18 protein-coding genes are annotated in these 15,994 nt (G+C 50.6%); 12 read left to right on the forward strand and 6 right to left on the reverse strand.

Translation table 11 applies throughout. From position 1 onward, the window contains the following. Window positions 1-7: 7 nt before the first annotated feature. On the forward strand, window positions 8-349 hold the full coding sequence (locus J2I47_RS21985) for a hypothetical protein (protein ID WP_207366771.1): 342 nt from the start codon (window positions 8-10) through the stop codon (window positions 347-349). Here J2I47_RS21985 and J2I47_RS21990 read toward each other — a convergent pair. Both J2I47_RS21990 and J2I47_RS21995 read right to left on the reverse strand, forming a co-directional pair. Beyond that, window positions 336-1,091, reverse strand: coding sequence for an IS5 family transposase (locus J2I47_RS21990; RefSeq protein ID WP_207366772.1), 756 nt, complete (start codon window positions 1,089-1,091; stop codon window positions 336-338). The genes J2I47_RS21985 and J2I47_RS21990 overlap by 14 nt on opposite strands. A gap of 24 nt (window positions 1,092-1,115) precedes the next feature. After that, window positions 1,116-2,123 carry an IS110 family RNA-guided transposase gene (locus J2I47_RS21995; protein WP_207366773.1) on the reverse strand — a complete coding sequence of 336 codons (1,008 nt, stop codon included), beginning with the start codon at window positions 2,121-2,123 and terminating at the stop codon, window positions 1,116-1,118. A 446-nt stretch (window positions 2,124-2,569) separates the two neighbouring features. Here J2I47_RS21995 and J2I47_RS22000 point away from each other — a divergent pair, with 446 nt between their 5' ends. Then, complete coding sequence (locus tag J2I47_RS22000; RefSeq protein WP_207366774.1) at window positions 2,570-2,989, forward strand: hypothetical protein; 420 nt, start codon at window positions 2,570-2,572, stop codon at window positions 2,987-2,989. A gap of 208 nt (window positions 2,990-3,197) precedes the next feature. Here the strand turns inward: J2I47_RS22000 and J2I47_RS22005 are convergent, their stop codons facing one another. The 4 genes from J2I47_RS22005 to J2I47_RS22020 form a co-directional block, all read right to left on the reverse strand. Beyond that, window positions 3,198-6,203 carry a DEAD/DEAH box helicase gene (locus J2I47_RS22005; RefSeq protein ID WP_207366775.1) on the reverse strand — a complete coding sequence of 1,002 codons (3,006 nt, stop codon included), beginning with the start codon at window positions 6,201-6,203 and terminating at the stop codon, window positions 3,198-3,200. 109 nt (window positions 6,204-6,312) lie between these two features. Continuing rightward, a complete protein-coding gene (locus tag J2I47_RS22010) occupies window positions 6,313-6,594 on the reverse strand; it encodes a hypothetical protein (protein WP_207366776.1) in 282 nt (93 codons plus the stop codon). Between the two features lie 12 nt (window positions 6,595-6,606). Then, a complete protein-coding gene (locus J2I47_RS22015; RefSeq protein WP_207366777.1) occupies window positions 6,607-7,203 on the reverse strand; it encodes a nucleotide-binding protein in 597 nt (198 codons plus the stop codon). A gap of 166 nt (window positions 7,204-7,369) precedes the next feature. Beyond that, window positions 7,370-7,981, reverse strand: a complete 612-nt coding sequence (locus J2I47_RS22020) for a hypothetical protein (RefSeq protein WP_229374871.1) — start codon at window positions 7,979-7,981, stop codon at window positions 7,370-7,372. A 258-nt stretch (window positions 7,982-8,239) separates the two neighbouring features. Between J2I47_RS22020 and J2I47_RS22025 the strand changes: the two genes are divergently transcribed. Genes J2I47_RS22025 through J2I47_RS22070 form a run of 10 tightly spaced genes read left to right on the forward strand, consistent with a single transcriptional unit; the run spans window position 8,240 to window position 15,992 of the window. After that, the gene (locus J2I47_RS22025) at window positions 8,240-8,578 is read left to right on the forward strand and encodes a DUF4134 domain-containing protein (RefSeq protein ID WP_207366778.1); all 339 of its coding nucleotides are present in this window, start codon (window positions 8,240-8,242) and stop codon (window positions 8,576-8,578) included. 13 nt (window positions 8,579-8,591) lie between these two features. Beyond that, a complete protein-coding gene (locus J2I47_RS22030; RefSeq protein ID WP_207366779.1) occupies window positions 8,592-9,125 on the forward strand; it encodes a DUF4134 family protein in 534 nt (177 codons plus the stop codon). Continuing rightward, a complete protein-coding gene (locus tag J2I47_RS22035; RefSeq protein ID WP_207366780.1) occupies window positions 9,122-9,574 on the forward strand; it encodes a DUF4134 family protein in 453 nt (150 codons plus the stop codon). Before J2I47_RS22030 ends, J2I47_RS22035 begins: the two co-directional genes overlap by 4 nt. Then, window positions 9,571-9,909: a DUF4133 domain-containing protein gene (locus tag J2I47_RS22040; RefSeq protein WP_207366781.1), complete on the forward strand. Its 339-nt coding sequence runs from the start codon at window positions 9,571-9,573 to the stop codon at window positions 9,907-9,909. Before J2I47_RS22035 ends, J2I47_RS22040 begins: the two co-directional genes overlap by 4 nt. Then, window positions 9,906-12,485, forward strand: a complete 2,580-nt coding sequence (locus tag J2I47_RS22045; RefSeq protein WP_207366782.1) for a TraG family conjugative transposon ATPase — start codon at window positions 9,906-9,908, stop codon at window positions 12,483-12,485. Before J2I47_RS22040 ends, J2I47_RS22045 begins: the two co-directional genes overlap by 4 nt. A 26-nt stretch (window positions 12,486-12,511) precedes the next feature. Beyond that, a complete protein-coding gene (locus J2I47_RS22050) occupies window positions 12,512-13,516 on the forward strand; it encodes a hypothetical protein (protein ID WP_207366783.1) in 1,005 nt (334 codons plus the stop codon). Window positions 13,517-13,561: 45 nt separating this feature from the next. Then, on the forward strand, window positions 13,562-14,845 hold the full coding sequence (locus tag J2I47_RS22055) for a TraJ family protein (RefSeq protein WP_207366784.1): 1,284 nt from the start codon (window positions 13,562-13,564) through the stop codon (window positions 14,843-14,845). A 40-nt stretch (window positions 14,846-14,885) separates the two neighbouring features. Next, a complete protein-coding gene (locus J2I47_RS22060) occupies window positions 14,886-15,143 on the forward strand; it encodes a hypothetical protein (RefSeq protein ID WP_229374872.1) in 258 nt (85 codons plus the stop codon). Then, window positions 15,140-15,754: a conjugative transposon protein TraK gene (traK, locus tag J2I47_RS22065; protein WP_207366785.1), complete on the forward strand. Its 615-nt coding sequence runs from the start codon at window positions 15,140-15,142 to the stop codon at window positions 15,752-15,754. Before J2I47_RS22060 ends, traK begins: the two co-directional genes overlap by 4 nt. 1 nt (window position 15,755) lies before the next feature. After that, the gene (locus J2I47_RS22070; protein WP_207366786.1) at window positions 15,756-15,992 is read left to right on the forward strand and encodes a hypothetical protein; all 237 of its coding nucleotides are present in this window, start codon (window positions 15,756-15,758) and stop codon (window positions 15,990-15,992) included. Window positions 15,993-15,994: the final 2 nt, after the last annotated feature.

The following is a 15,994-nucleotide window of genomic DNA, read 5'->3' on the forward strand; positions in this document are numbered from 1 at the left end:
AAAACTTATGAACGAGAATCCACCGAACCATGCCACCAATGAGGAGCTTAAAAGACAGAATGCGGCATTGATGCAAAAACTTCATGTTGCTAATCAGCAGGTTACCGTTCAGCAGAACGATAGCCAGGAAAAGCTGCTTAAAATGGGGTCCGAACTGTTAGACACGTACCTCAAAAATAAAGCTAATACAGAGCGTTTCCTTGCTGAGAAACAGGCGGAGTATCAGTACAAAGAACTAGAAACGGTTGAGCGGCTCGATTTCAGAGATAAAATTTATAAAGGGCTAATGCTCGTTTTTCTGATTGCCTCTTTACTCGGCTCCACTCAGAGCCTGTTTAAAAATGTTTAAGCATGCGGTTGATATTGGACAAATAAACGAACGACTCGTGGGAACTGACCCCACACTCATAGTCTTTGCTTAATCGCCGGGACCAATTCATCCAAGCAAAAGTCCGCTCTACCTTCCACCGCATGGGCACGACTTGAAAACCAGCTAACTCGCTCACCTTAACTACCTCCAGGATTAGCCCATATGACTTTTTGAGCCAACTAGCTAACTTCTTGCCGTAGGCACTATCGGCTAAGATCTTACTCATCCGCTCATAGCCCAGGTTCGATAAGCGGGTTAGTACCGCCCTGGCCGCTGGACTATCATGCTGATTGGCGGCATGAACAACGACTACTAAAACTAAGCCTAAGGTATCGACAATGATGTGCCTCTTACGCCCGTTAACCTTTTTATACCCGTCATAGCCTTTGGCTACGACACCCCACTCACTGCACTTAATACTCTGTGAATCAATCACACCGACGCTGGGTGAAGCGGGCCGTTTTGCTTTTCGTCGCCTACGTTCGACTAATGCTTTGTTGAGCCCTTCCCAAGTCCCATCGTTGCGCCACTTCCAGAAGTAGTAGTAGCACAAGGGCCAGGGTGGCAAATCGTTAGGCATCTGTCGCCATTGGCAACCGGTTTTGGTCAAGTATAACAACGCATTGAGAATCGCACGAAGTGAATACTTGCGTTTGCGCTTGTCAGCCAGGATTTCTTCAATAACTTGCCAAGCAGAATCAGTCAGGTCTGTGGGGTACATCTTTGCCGGGCCGATTTCTATGGTTTACGCAAGTGGTGACACATAATTTTTGTCATATTTTTCGCCCCGTGCCACCACCGCGTAAACCCGATGGATGAGTTTGTTGCGAACCGCGTTGAGAACGAGCATTTTGTTCTTACCCTCCTTGACTTTGCGCTGGTAATAATCCTGCAACTCACCCTTCGCTCGGATGGCCGACATAGCACCCAGGTGAAACAACGATTTAAGCCGCTTACGAGCATGTTGACTCACACTAGGGCGGCCCCGGACGCTGCTACCCGACTGGTAGTTAAAGGGGGCTACCCCGGCATGGCAGGCCATCTTTTTAGGGTCGGTAATTGTCTTCATTTCATTGGTGGCAATAACGACCTCAGTAGCCGTAGTCGTGCCGATGCCCGGAACTGACATCACCAACTCAAAGAGTTGGCACAACCGCGGATCGGCTTCGATAAGCGCATCAATAGCTTTGTCGACTGCCTTCCGATCTTTCTCCAGAGCGGCCAGAGAGGCTTGACAACTTTTATTGAGCTGCTTGTGTAGAGTGGGATCAATGAAGCCTTGGTGTTCAGCCAATGGACCGGCGAGTTGATTATAGACGTTGATAAGTCGCTGACGAGCAGCACTTAAGAGAGCCAGTTTTTGAACCACCTGACGAGGTGGCTCCCACAGGCGAAGCTGATCACGAAAGCGGAAGCCATACTCAGCAATCCGCTGGGCATCAATCGAGTCGGTCTTGCCCCGTTGCAGGCCACCCGCTTTTTTGATTTGCAGACTGCTCTCTAACCAAATGGGGAAGTGAAGTTTATGAAGAAAATCAAGTAGATGAGCATTATAAATGCCCGTATGTTCCATGCAGAATATCGCTTGCTGGGGGTTCCAGTCAGGTAGGGTTTTCAAGAGCCGCAGGGCGGTTTTGATGCCCGCAATGGTGTTAGGTGTGCTGGTTTGGCGAACCATTTTCTTGCCGTCATAGACGGCCCAATCCAAAGTAGCCTTAGCGATGTCAATGCCAACGAAATAGCGAATGTCCATGACGAGTGTTAATTTAGGGTGTATAAAACGACTTGCCTTGCTGTTCAATACCTTGCTAACGGGCCTGGAGTCCCACATTTCTATTCGAACCTTTGCAAGTCAGAACAGAGTGGGTCCTAAATCGGCCCATAGGTCGCGAGCCTTGCCGAGCGATAGGGTAGCCCACTCTGTTTTATCATATCCGAAAGCCCCCTAATCATGGAATCTTACCGGCCCTCAAACCTAAAGGCCGGAGCGGTCGGATTAACCCACAAGATAGGCTGATTCTACTTTTTTAGGCCCATAAGCCCATTTTTAAACAGGCTCTCAATTTGGAGTATTTGACAAATTGGCTCCAATAATCAGCCTTCTGATCGGGTTATTATTCAAAAGCAGCTTAATCTCTGAATTTTTTACCGCAACTAAGAAGCGGTCGGGTGACATTGAGGAAGAATAAATTTATGTCAATGAAATTCAATGTATTGAAAAGTAAAAAGCTGTTACAAAGGGCCGTGAACTTGCCCAATCGAATTATTGATGACGAGGATTTCTCACATAGTGAAGTGATGGATCGACAGTTAGCCGAAGGGCAATATGAGCGAAAACGTGTAAGCTTGTTATACGAGGTTCAAGAGTTAATGCTTGAAACACGCAGCTTTATAAAAGCTGTCTACGGTATTGATAGTGAATACTTTAGATGGATTCACAAAATAGGATTCACTTCGGAAAACAAAGGGTTTGTGATGAATACGTTCAATGTAAATCACAATAAATACTGGCAAGAAGGGAAAAGAGAAATTATTTCATTGTTGAGTAACATCGTTTCGGAAGAAGAAGCCAAAGCAGAACAGGAAATTCATAATAAAAAGGACGTTCCATATTTTTGACTTTGCCTGTTTGCCTTGTTGTTTCTCGGTTTGGTTACCGTTGTTTGGCAACTACCATCCTCATTATACGAGCAGTTTATTTCTGCCGATAAAATCAGTCAGGCCAGAGCGGTCTTATCAATTTGCATTGGCTGTTTATCGCTGATTGTTGTGAAGCCCGATAGTTGGAAAGAGTTGTTTGCTGCCTTTGTAGCATCTGCTTTAATTTTTATATCTCTCCCGAAGTGAGTTCAATAAGTCGATCCACTTGGTCAGCACGGAGATATTGCAATAAAGTCTCTCTTGAAGCCTTCAATACAGCTTCAGTTGAAAATAAATTTGCTTCATAAAGCCGCAAGTAATCACCCCGGTTAAGACGGATAGGCAGTGACAATAAACCAAGAGCAGCTTTGGGTAGTCCCGTTTCCAGTTGTTTGAGCAAGATGTCAACATCCTGCGCCATCTCATCAGGCATCGGAATCAGCATAATATTGGCGATCTCGTAAGCTGCCCGAAGGTAGAGCCGTGTCCGGTCCGCAATACCCCGAACGTCTCCAGCTCCAATGTTGCCGGCATATGGTGTAACCGAGTAATGGCTTTCTATTTGCGCGATAGGGTGCCCGTTTATCCAAACCCACAAGATGGCCGCTCGTTTACAACGTCCGTTATAATCGGGTGCATCTTTGGCACCCCACTGAAGGGCTTGTACTACTGGACGACCGTAGCGCCTATCAACTTCGACAGCCCAAGTTCCTTCCTTTGTTGCTTTCTTCGCGATAGGCGTATAGCCCCCAACCTCTTCCAGCACTTGTAGATGTGCTATCAACGTCTCGGCTGTGAGGCCCCCCGAAATACGTTTTAGAAGCATCACCAACTTTAAAGCAGTTGAAAAGGCAAGGTTAGATCGACCGCAAGCTTTGCCTAACAAGCTCAATCGAAGCATACCCAGCTCTTCTTCAATGAACCCGTAGGCTTCCATTTGATGTAGCACAACCGACAGGCGAGTTTGTATCTCGTCCTGCCAATTCAATCGTTGCCGACCAGCCAGATAACCACCGTATGTCCTCGACAAAAGCCGAATAATTTGATCCTTAGGAATTTCTTTTACTTGTGACAGCAGACGCAGTATCCAAGTGTCGGTCTGCTCAGGTTCGAACGACGAACGAATTGGTTCGGGTTGTCCTCTGACATAGCGATTAAATAGGCGTTGCCGCTCATCAGGAGTTTCGGCCAACATAATGCTGCGACCCTGCTCGGACAATCCCAACCGACCAGCCCGACCAGCCATGTTCTTATATTCAGCGACGGTAAAAGATTGCCGCGTCTCTCCGTAAAAGAAGTTCTCAACAATTATGACCGTCGATGCCGGCGTGTTAATACCAGCAGCTACCGTCGTCGTTGCGACTAACACTCGAACCGGACTGTTAGTCGCTCTAAATGTCTGCTCAACAACGGTACGTTCCTGACGGTTGAGGTCCGAGTTGTGAAAAGCGGTGCCCCCCACCAAAGCCTTTTTTAAGTCGGAAGAGGCAGATGACGGGTCCGAGTCAACCAGTTTGGACAACGCATCGTTAGCAGGCGGTAAACCCAGGGCGTTAGCCAGATAAATAGAACAGCCTACCGTCGAGCCTTTTTGATTTCTAAAGATCAGTATCTGTTCCTGACGAGCCACCAAATCGCTGACTAATGGCACAATTACATCCTGACTCCCCGGTTTATCCTTCCGCCGAACGATTCGGTATGCAGGTAGCAATTGCTCGGCCCGTTCCTGACCGGTTAGGTCTATATACTGAAACACCCCCGACCGGTCAAGTACGCCCTCAATTAATGGGATGGGTCTTTTCTTAGTAAATAGAAGTTGACAATCGAGCCATTCATTGAAATAATTAATGCTGCCAATTACTGCGGATAGCGTTACGATTTGGCAATCAACGCCTTGCTCCCTTGCTGTCAGCAGATTCGTTAAAATCAACTCGACCGTGATACCCCGGTTCGTATCAGTGATAAATTGTGCCTCGTCTAACACAATCAATCCTATCTTACTAAGCAACGCTGGGACGCCGACGGAGAGATTGAGGAACATTTCATACGTAAGCAGGGCTATGTCATATTTGCCCTTGATGAACGAAGTGGTATCATCGGTGTAATCGCCTGTACACCGAATGACTCGTTGGTTTAGTAGGGTGCCATAGAAGTCGGAAAAGTCATCAAATTTCTCACCGACGATGGCTCGGTAGGGTAAAAGGAACACGGCTTTACGCCCTTGAGTAATGGCTTTTGCGGCTGCCATTTCGCCAACAAACGTCTTGCCGGAACTGGTAGGAGCTACAATTACGGCTGATTTACCATCCAAGATGCGTAGTTCATTGACCGCTTCTAACTGTAGCTCATTCAACCCGTTCGGAAACCGATTGGTCCATTGCTCAAGCAAGGGCAGAGACAAGCCAAAGTTAGCTAGTTGACTGATCGTCGCACTTACCTTTACGTTGTTTGTTTCGGGAAACGCCCGTAAGTAAGTCGGGCCTGGCACTAAGGGGGGAAAGTTTAACCCTCCTTCAATGAGGTTGAAATAAATAGGGGTCTGTTCCCACCCGTATTGAGATGTTACAGCGCGTACTCGTTTAGCCGAATCATCCATCAACTGCCCGATACTAATTCCTTCGGCAGAATTGATAAACGTTTGTAGAAGGGCATGAGTGAATAAACCGTGTCCTTTCCATTCATAAGCTGGCTGATCATCTTTTGATGCAGCTATGATAACGCGCCCTTTACCTTGCAGGTCAGCGACTGTCGTCAAATTGCTCCGAGGAACTGGCAGATCAGCAAGCACACGGGCGGTCGCCCCTCCGCTAAAACAACAGTCCAGAATAACAATAACAATTCGGGCTTTTGAGTCAGCCAGATGGGTTGCCAACTCATCCATTGGAATGGTTGACGTGTCGATGGTTGCGACATCGGCATCATGTGGTACCAACTGATGAGCTTCTGTTCCATGTCCAGCGAAATAGAACAGTGCAACATCGTCCATTTCCGCTGCCACCAATGTTTCGTTTAGTGCCTGACGAATATTAGCTGTAGTGGCCTCCTCGTTTATCAACAGTTTGGCCTCAAGAGCAGGCATGGAGTCGACAAAGAGCGAATACATGGCTGTTGCATCTCTTGTGGCTCCAGCAAGGTCACTTATGAATGAACTGGCGTGCTTATCAACGCCAATGAACGTAGCCCGAAAAGTCATGGTGTGGTAAATACAGGTGGATCGTTACTGTAAGTCAGCCTTTCGCTTAAAAGCTCCGATAGGCAATGATCGAGGGACTTCGGCCCGATCCTGTTCCGACATTAGTCCGCTACGATGACTTCCGTTTCTTCAGATACTGTGAGATAGCCTCCCACACAACCTCGCGTATGTCGACTTCATCGTCAAGGGCGATCTGCTTTATGGCCTTAGACATGTTCCTGGGTACTTTAACATTCAATTGGACTAATTCATCGTCTTTGTTGATTGCCCATTTGGTCGCAGGCTTGTCCACCTCAGAGACCGGATTCACTTCCTGAATGGGTGCCATTGACGGCTCGTTCTTCAATTTATCGGCCAATCGGGCTTTTCGTTCTGCAAGGGTCTCTGCCATGTTGGTGTTCGTTTACAGTTGGTCGATGATCTCTTCGGCCAGGTCAGCCATTTCTTCGTGTGCTTTGGTATCTTCTAGCTGTACGATGCCACCGGCCACCACGGACCGGATGTAGCTCACCCGTTCGTGAATTCGTGTGTTTAGGGTCGGTATAGGGTACGCATCAAGAATCTCTTTAATTTCTCGGTTCATCGACGTACGCGGTTTCACCATATTCAGCACAATCCCAGCTTTTAGATCGGCCCGTTCCTGCTGACTCTGCTTAAGCATAGCCATTGTTGCTTTCAGGGCCATTGCATCCAGGTAGCTTACTTTAGTGGGTACGAGCACGAAGTCCGAGATAGAAAACAGGTCATTCAGTCGGTTGGTCAGGTACGGGGGCGTATCAATGATGATAATATCCAGTTCCGGGTACGTTCCCTCCTGCAAAGCTTCGTAGCTCACCAGCGTAATACCGTCCAGCAACGTATCAAGGCCCTGCACACTGCCCTGCAAGTCGGTATCAACTATACCTACGCGTTTGATGTCTTTTAGATAGAAAGCCAGATTCAGCGCGAGTGTCGTTTTACCGACACCCCCTTTCTGGTGAGCCACAGTAATAATCTTCATGATCGGCGGTCAGCTTACAGGTTTTGCTTAGGCAAGTAGCAAAATTTATCTATCTAAAAAAATAGTCAACTATTTATAAACTAATTAACTATAAAACTATTTAAATAACCAATTGATTATTAATGAAGTTTTCAAGCTTTACCCGTACACACCGACTACGAATAATTCAGTTTGTCAGCGAGACAGTACGTTCAAATGTGAAGATGCCGACAATCTGTTGCGTGGTCGAAAAAATGTCTGAGGCTTTAACCACTGTTATCTGACCACTACGCGGAGTGCCATTCACAAACTGATATAACGTAATGGGAAAGGTGTATGTCACCTGGCGCGCACCACTGGTTCCGGCAATTGTCCTGTTGACTACCGTGACGGCATTGTAATCAGTAAGGATGTCTTTTTTAATGGTGAAATACCCGCCGTTCGTCGTGCCGGTCGCGGTATAATTAACGGCGTAGGTACCCAAATCGAGAGCGGTATACGTACCCGCCGTACCCTGTCCCGACAGCACGAAGCAGACAGAATCTTCTTTCGCCACCGTCTCTACTTTGTACCCCTGTCCTTTTATCTGCCCGCGCTCCTCAGTGTAGCCATTTGCTAGGGCAAGCTTAATGCAGATGTACGTACCACTGAGCCGAACTGACGATTTGCTCGATTGCTCGTTCTGTTGCTCAAGGGATAAAGGCACTTCCTGTTGGCTACCCGAACAACCAATTAAAACGTAAAAACTAATGACACCGATAAGAAAGACGAGTACGGTTTTCTCAACTATAGTAAACATAGCGATCAAAAAGGATAAAACGTATAGCAAAGATATGGGTACCTAATCACTCAGAAAAGCAACGCCTATATGGTCACCTGCACGTTCTAAAATGTAGTCAATGAGTTGATAAACCAACTCATTGGTTATCAGTATACATCTAACTTCATCAAAATAATTCAATAATTTTTTACCTATTAATATTTAATATTTTAAACATTTGTGGCATCTTTGCATTGTCATCTGGCCGGAGACGTAACGCTTTATTCCAACTTTTCTATGAAACGAGTGTACACCGTCGGGCGAGGGCTGTTGCTGCTTGCGCTGACAAATGGCATGGCGGTTGCCCAAAATGTCGATCAAACTAAAGGCATAGGTGCCGGAGTACAGGTACTTACCCAAACAACCAAAGATTTACAAGATTACTTCCGGCCCATGACGACAGTGATGTACGTCATAGCCGCTATCGTCGGCATCTTCGGGGCGTTCCGCATCTACTCGAAGATGCAGGCGGGCGATCAAGACGTGCAGAAATCGGCGGTTAACTGGGGCGGTTCAGTGCTCTTCTTGCTGGCTTTTGCAGCCATTCTGGAAGCCGTCTTTTTCCAGACACCTTAACCAGCACCCACTAATGTTCCCGGTGAAAACTTTGCTCATTATGGGCTGTCTGTTAGTCGCGCTAACAGCAACCGCGCAGAACGTTGACCTGAGTGGCAACCCCGCTGCTTCAGTCGGCATTGATGGTCAGTTTACGAATCCGATCTTGAGTCGGTTGCCGACCTTTTTAAAGTTTGTCTGGGCAGTATGTGGCCTCAGTGCCTTAATCGGCGGGCTACGTATCTATGCCCGCGTACAGGCCGGAACGGGTGAATTTGCTGTGGAAACCTGGCGATTAGCCTCAGCCGTCATCGGTTTGGCGATCATTGCCTCGTTCCTGCAAGGCTGGGTGAGCTACCGAATGCCCGCCGTAACAGCGGCCCGGTTTGGATCAGACAGGCTCATCTACCGGGGCAGTGAGGATGAATCCGAAATCGCTGACTCGTCGCCCGGCGATGTGGCCGCTACGCCGTATCGACCCGGCACGGATGCCCGCGTCGATTCAATTCGGAACTACTACCGCACGGCATCTGACTCTCTGCGTCAACACACCCGACTGACTCGATGATTCTGCTCTATGACGAATTTCAGGCTTACGGGCAGGTCAAATCAATTGGGTTGTGGCTGTGCGCGTTCGGGGCTATCGTGGCTGGTTTCCGCATCTATCAGCAGTGGAACCGGGGTGAAGAGGTAGAAGGGCCAGTTGTGCTATGGCTCACAGGCATTGCGTTCTGCGGGGGCATGGTGTTTCTGGTTGATCGCTTCATTCTGAGCGGGGCCTTTTCCTCTTCGTTCGGGGGCAGCGACTACCTCGCCCAAACCTACACGCAGTCGATGGCAGTCGAGAGTAGCCGGGCTGCGCTGCTACTGGGCATCGTAATGGCCATTATCGGGTTGATTCGGGTTTTTCAGAAGTTCCGCCGGGGTGACGACGATCTCTACGACTTTCTCTTCAAGTGGTTTGGCTCGCTGGCCTTCCTGTTTTTGATGAGTACAATAATTTCCGCGATGCTATGAAATCCTTTCCCATCCACCGGGGAGCCGACAACGAAATCGAATTTCGGGGCCTCCGGGGCCAATACTTCTACTACGCAGCCGGTGGGCTGATTGCGTCGGTCTTTGCTACGTTGCTGGGGTACGTACTGGGCGCGCCCATCCTACTGGCTATTCTGCTACTGGTCGTTGGTGCCGGTGGTACGTTGGGCTGGTGCTACACCCGCAACACCCGGTACGGACGCTGGGGGTCTGTCAAGCAGCAGGTACGTCAGCTAAAACCCTCGTTCGTGTGTCAGTACCAGTCGTTTAACCGGCTATTGCCTGTTCGGGCAGTCGCTAATCGCAAAGTCCGATGAAAAAGTCTAAAACGCTGGCTGATTTGTTTCCAATTCTCTGCATTGATGAGACCACGCATTGTGTCGTCTCTAAAAACGCCGATATCACGGCTGCGTTCGAGGTGCAGGCCCCTGAGATTTTTGCGGTGTCCGACGGGGAGTACGATACGTTGCATGACATCCTGATCCGGGCGACTAAGGTGTTGCCGACGGGCTACATGGTGCATAAACAAGACTTCTTTATCGAAGACGTATATACACCCCAGTTCGGTAGTGAATTTCTGAGAACCTCAAATTATGTAGCGTGGGAAAACGAGCGGCATTTTGCTGACCGCCCCTACCTGCGGCACCGGTGCTATCTGTACGTAACGCGCCCGGCATCGCCCCCGCTTAAACGGACAAGCAGTCAGTCGTCACTGCTGAAACGGCATCTGGTGCCCAAAGAGTTATTAGACTCACGTACCTGGGCGGAGTTTGTTGATGTGGTTAATCAGTTTGCGGCCATTTACAAGGATTCAGGAAAAATCAAACTGCACCGGCTGGGGCCGGACGAGCTGCTCGACAATGGCGAGCAAACGGGGCTGTATCAACGGTACTTCTCGCTTTCGCTCGACGATCTAACGCTGCATGACGTGGAGTTAACCGATAGTCTGAAAGTGGCCGGTCAGCAGACCTATACCTATGCCATTTCAGAACTGGGTGATTTTCCGAACGAGGTCTATAACTCAGCCCGGCTGGAGCAGTTCTCCACCGACAGCAGTCACTTCCCCATTTCGACGGGGTCGGCCCTGGGTATGTTGTTGCCCTTCAATCACATCTACAATCAGGTGTTGTTGATCGACGATGGCGATGCGCTGACGAATCAGTTGGTGCGGGAAGTGAAACGACATCATTCGTTCGCGGCCTGGTCGAAGGAGAACGAGGTCAGTATCCGCTCCAAAGACGCGTTCATGGAAGAGGTCAAAGACCGAAACCGGCGGGTGGTGCGGGCGCATTACAACGTACTGGTTTTTCACCGCGACCCCGACGTTGCCGATACGTACCGGTCGCAAGCAGCAGCAGCCATTTCCAAGCTGGGCTTCAAGCCGAAGTTGGCCAGTCACGATGCCGAAACGTTGTTCTGGTCGTGCATACCGGGTAACATCGCCGAAATTGGGGCCGATAACCTGGCCACCTGTTTTCTGGAAGAAGCCACCGCCCTTTGGAATACGGAGACCAATTACCGAGACGGTTTTTTCTGCAAAAATGGCCTGCTGTTAACCGACCGCTTTGGTCGGCCCTGCATGGTGGACCCCTTCTTCGAGCCGATGCAGCGCGGTATTATCGCTAACCGGAATTTCATGGTTGTGGGACCATCGGGGTCGGGTAAGTCGTTCACCATGAACAACATGGTTTACTACCTACTCAGTCACGGTATTCACGTGAGCTTGGTTGATGTAGGAGGCTCCTACAAACGGTTGTGCTCGCTGATGGGGGGCCGCTACATTACCTACGAGCCGGACAACCCGATTGAATTTAACCCGTTTTACAGTGCCGACCTCGACCCCGACGAAGAAACTAAAGATGCCCTGGCGAACCTGCTGATGGCCCTCTGGAAAAAAGATGGGGAGCCAACGTCCAAAGCCGAGGAGGTGACGGTGGCCAACATCGTACACGAGTACTACGGGGCCATGCGCCGGGCGCGTCAGACCGGGGACGAGTCATTCCCCTGTTTCGACAGCTTCTATGAGTTCACCCGTGATACGTACCCCGCTATTTTCGAGCGGAACATGGGGTCGGAGAAGGAGTTCAACCTGAATAACTTCCTGTACGTACTGCGTCCCTTTCATGCCGACAATCAGTACGGGTATCTGCTCAATTCGCGCCGGAACATCGATCTGATGGAGTTGCCGTTCGTGATCTACGAATTGGATAATATCAAGGACCACCCGGTGCTGTTTCCGATCACGACGATCATGATTATGAATACGTACGTGCGGAAGCTGTTCAGCGTGAAGGGTGTATTGAAGATGCTTATTATCGAAGAAGCCTGGAAGGCACTGGCGAAGGAGAACTTTGCTCAGTTTCTGAAATGGTGTTCCAAAACGGTGCGAAAACACTGGGGATCGTTGGGCGTAGTGACGCAGGAGGTGGACGATCTGGTGGGTAACGCGATTGTGAAAGACGCGATCATCAACAACTCGCCCATCAAATTTCTGCTTGATCAGCACAACTACGAAAAGCGATTTGCCGAAGTGATGCAGACGTTGTCGCTGTCGGAAAAGCAGGCCAACATCATCCTGAGTATAAACAAAGGCAAAGACCCTAACCGGCCACCCTACAATGACCTCGCGTTGCTCTTGGGCGATTATTGCAAGGTCTACGGTGTGGAGGTGAGCCGCACGGCCTATGGTACGTTTACAACCGAACGGCAGGAAGTGGAAGCCATTAACGACCTCGCTAAAGCACATTACGGCAATGAATTAGAGTCGGCGGTGAAAGGCTGGGCGCGGGGCGAACGGGCCGGGGGCTACCTACCAGTCAACTCGGCAGGCGTACCGCTGCTTCATCCAAACGGTCAGCCGCCAAAAGCATTGAATGGCAGCAGCCAAACGTAACGCCAATCAGACAATCCATTTCGTTTATGAAAACCATACGTTTACTCTGGGTGGTCTGGCTACTGCTGTGCCTGTTGCTGGTCACCCCCACCCTGCAAGCTCAGTTTGTGGTCTCCGACCCGATCCACACGGCGGTATCGAACCTGATGCAGTTGATTCAAAAACCGTCGTTCAAAACGATGGTCGATGCCGTCGAAAAGCTCAAAAAAGTGAAGGGAGCTGTGCAGAGCTATCACCGGGGGCAGCAGTTGATTCAGACCGTGCAGCAGACCACGCGCACGCTGCAAAGCATCTCGACGGTCATCAGCAAAGACGGCCACATTTACCCAGCGGAATATTCGCTCATCGCCGACGATCTGAGCGCGATGGGCACTCACGCCAACGACATCCTGAAAGATATGCGGCAGGGTACGTCGCAGAACCTCTTCGAGATAAACGATCAGGGCCGGATCGAGTGGATTTTCCGGGCCTACGAGAGTGCGAAGAAGTTTCAAGGGCTGGTCAACAACTACTACTACAAAGTGCGGGCTATGTCGTTGCGCCGGGTACGGTCGCAAAAAGACTGGATGATGACCAGCCGCCTGTACGCCATCGCCGAGCCGACGCTGAACAAAACCGGTAGCTACCAAGAAGTGCAGTTCATGCTGGGCGAAAAAGGCTACGACGATGATTACACCGACCGCACGAAGTCGGCCCTCGACGAAGAAACCATTGCCCGGCAACAACGGGAAAAGCAGGCCGAAATCGACCGGAAAACCGCCCTGATGCAGGAATGCCAGGACCGGCTACAGATTGCCGATTTGCAGGGGGAGCAACAGGCATACGCCGAGATGAAGTTCATCTACCCGCCTTACTTCGACCCGGAGAAAAAGGGCAAGCCCAACGGGTACGTAGACCCCTACGACGGCCATATCATTTCGGACGAAGAGTTTGGCATCTTGGTACGCATCCGGGGCCGACAGATTGCCACCGAAAAGCGGTCAGCTATTCAGCGTGAATGCCAGGAGAAGATGAGCAGTAGTGGAGGCTAAACGTCTGATACAGAACCGTAATACGTACCAATCCGCTTACATCTTATGCTTTTCGACGCTTACAAAACCTTGCTGGGCCTCTACGCCGACATGACGGCCTCCACGATGGACATCACCGCCCTGATCGAGTCGAAGATTCGGGCCGTTGCCGGCATTGGGGCATTGGTGTACATCTTCTCCCGGCTGATTCCCGACGTGATGCAGAACGGCACGATTAACTTTTTCCCGTACCTGCGTCCATTCATGCTGATGGTGCTGATCGGCCTGTCACCCCGCATTTGCAACGGCATCGACAAGCTGGGGGAAAGCATCCGCACGGCGGTCGAGCGGCAGAACGGTACGTTGTACGAGAAGATTGCCGAACAGACCAAGCTGCTCCAACAAACAGTCGATGCCAAGTGGCAGGAGATTGGTGAGCACCCCGAATTGTTCCGGCAGGTTGACCCCAACTTTGACCCGGATGCGTTCGGCTCCAGCCTGAAACTGAGCTTCGCCGAATATTCCGAGAAGTTCAAGTACGAATTGCTCTCCTACACGCAGGACATTTTGCTGGCTCTGATGCAACTGGCCGAGTGTATTCTGTTTCTGATCTCATTCACGTACCGCCTGATACTGCGGATGGGTGCGCCGATTGCCATTGCGTTGGCCGTGTTCCCCGGCATGACGGGCAACATTGCCGAGTGGTTTGGCAAGTACATCAACTACACGCTACTGCCTGCGGTCGCGGCTGTGTACTCGTCTATCGCTTTCAAGGTCACGCTCAAATACCTCAGCTACTACGACCCCAAGACGATTGTGCTTGGCAATGCGGGCGGGGCCGAAGCCCACACGCCTGAATACATGGGACTGGCCTTTATCGGCATCTTGGTCATGTGCCTGATTGGCTACTGCCAGGTGCCGTCGATGACCAACATGCTGGTGACGGTTGGGGGCGTGGGGGCAATGGTACAGGGAGCGACCCGAATGGCCCGGTCGGGGGCAGGTACGGTAGCGGCTCCCGTTACCAAACCGCTTAGAGCTGCCGGGCATTCGGTGGCGGCACGGGTTGGCGGAGGTATCACCAACGTAGCCCGATTAGGCGGCAATGTAGCCGGTGGGGTGGCGAAAGCACCCTTCACGATGGCTGCTCATGTGGCAGGCGGGGCGGCACGGGGTGCACGGGCCGGGGCCTCGTCGGGTGGCAACGTCCTAAGCCGGGGCGTAAAGGGGGTAGCCGGGGGGATTGTCGGGGCTGTCATTGGTAGCGGAGCGGGGGCCGTCGCTGCTGCCGAAGGAGCTACGCGCGGGGCGTACCGAAAGACTTTTCCCAACAAGAAAAATCAACTCTAATCTATTGCCTTTACGACTCTGATCTATTGCTTTTCACGTCATGAACTCGATTAATTATCATCATAACCACTTGTTAAACAGCCATAAACAACTTGTGTGGCTAACCGTCAGCGGTATGACCCTTTGTGCGTTGACCGTACTGACCTGCATTGTCTGGAGCTTTGGTCGGTATCGGCAGGCTACGCGAAACACCTTCGTCTTTCATGACAAAGGAGCGGCTATTTCTATCTATGACCAGCGAAGTAATCCGCTGTTAGTCAAATCAGTAGCGAGTAACCCTTACCAACGTACCCGATGAAACAGCTTTTGCAACTGGAAAAAGACTTTCAGCGGGGCCGCTGGCTGCTGGTGGCCGCGTTTGGCTTCAGCCTGATTATCTCGCTTACGGCGGTGGTGCTGGCTTTCAAATACAGCAATGAGTTCAGCAAGCGCATTTACCTCGTGAATCGGGGCGAAGCCATTCAGGTAACGTGCGGCAATGTAACGGACAACCGCCCGGCAGAACTGCGGCATCACGTTGGTCGTTTCCACGAGTTATTCTTCACCGTGTCGCCCGACCCGAAATCCATCGACGACAACATCCGACGGGCGATGTTCCTCTGTGACGAATCGGCTAAACGACTCTACAACAACCTGTCGGAGCAGAATTTTTACCGCGATATGGTGCAGGGTAACGTCACGCAACGGGTGCAGATCGACTCAGTCGTAGCCGACCTACGGCACTACCCCTACCGGGCAGTCACCTACGCCCGGCTCGTACAAGAACGGGCAACGGCTATCGTCCACCGTAACCTGGTCACGGAAACCACTCTGGTCGACGTGAACCGTTCGGATAATTCGCCCAATGGTCTGCTGATGCGGAATTTTCATATTCTATCATCCCGCGTTACGCAGGAATACAGCAAATAAGATGTTTCGCTTCCATTCCCGTCGATCAACAGACACGAACAACGACGAGCCGATAGTCGAAGGGCATCCGGCCTTCCGGCTGGGTACGATCCTTGGCGGTTGGCTAACGGCTCGTGAACAACGCCTGGCTAACTGGCTCAATCAGGCGCAACACCGGATCAGCTTTCAGTTACGAAATGCCCTCTTAGGACTGATTGGCCTGTTTTTTTTACTCTATTTCATTGCCTTACTAACCTAATC

The sequence above is a fragment of the Fibrella rubiginis genome (assembly GCF_017353185.1).
GTDB classification, from domain to species: Bacteria; Bacteroidota; Bacteroidia; order Cytophagales; family Spirosomataceae; genus Fibrella; species Fibrella rubiginis.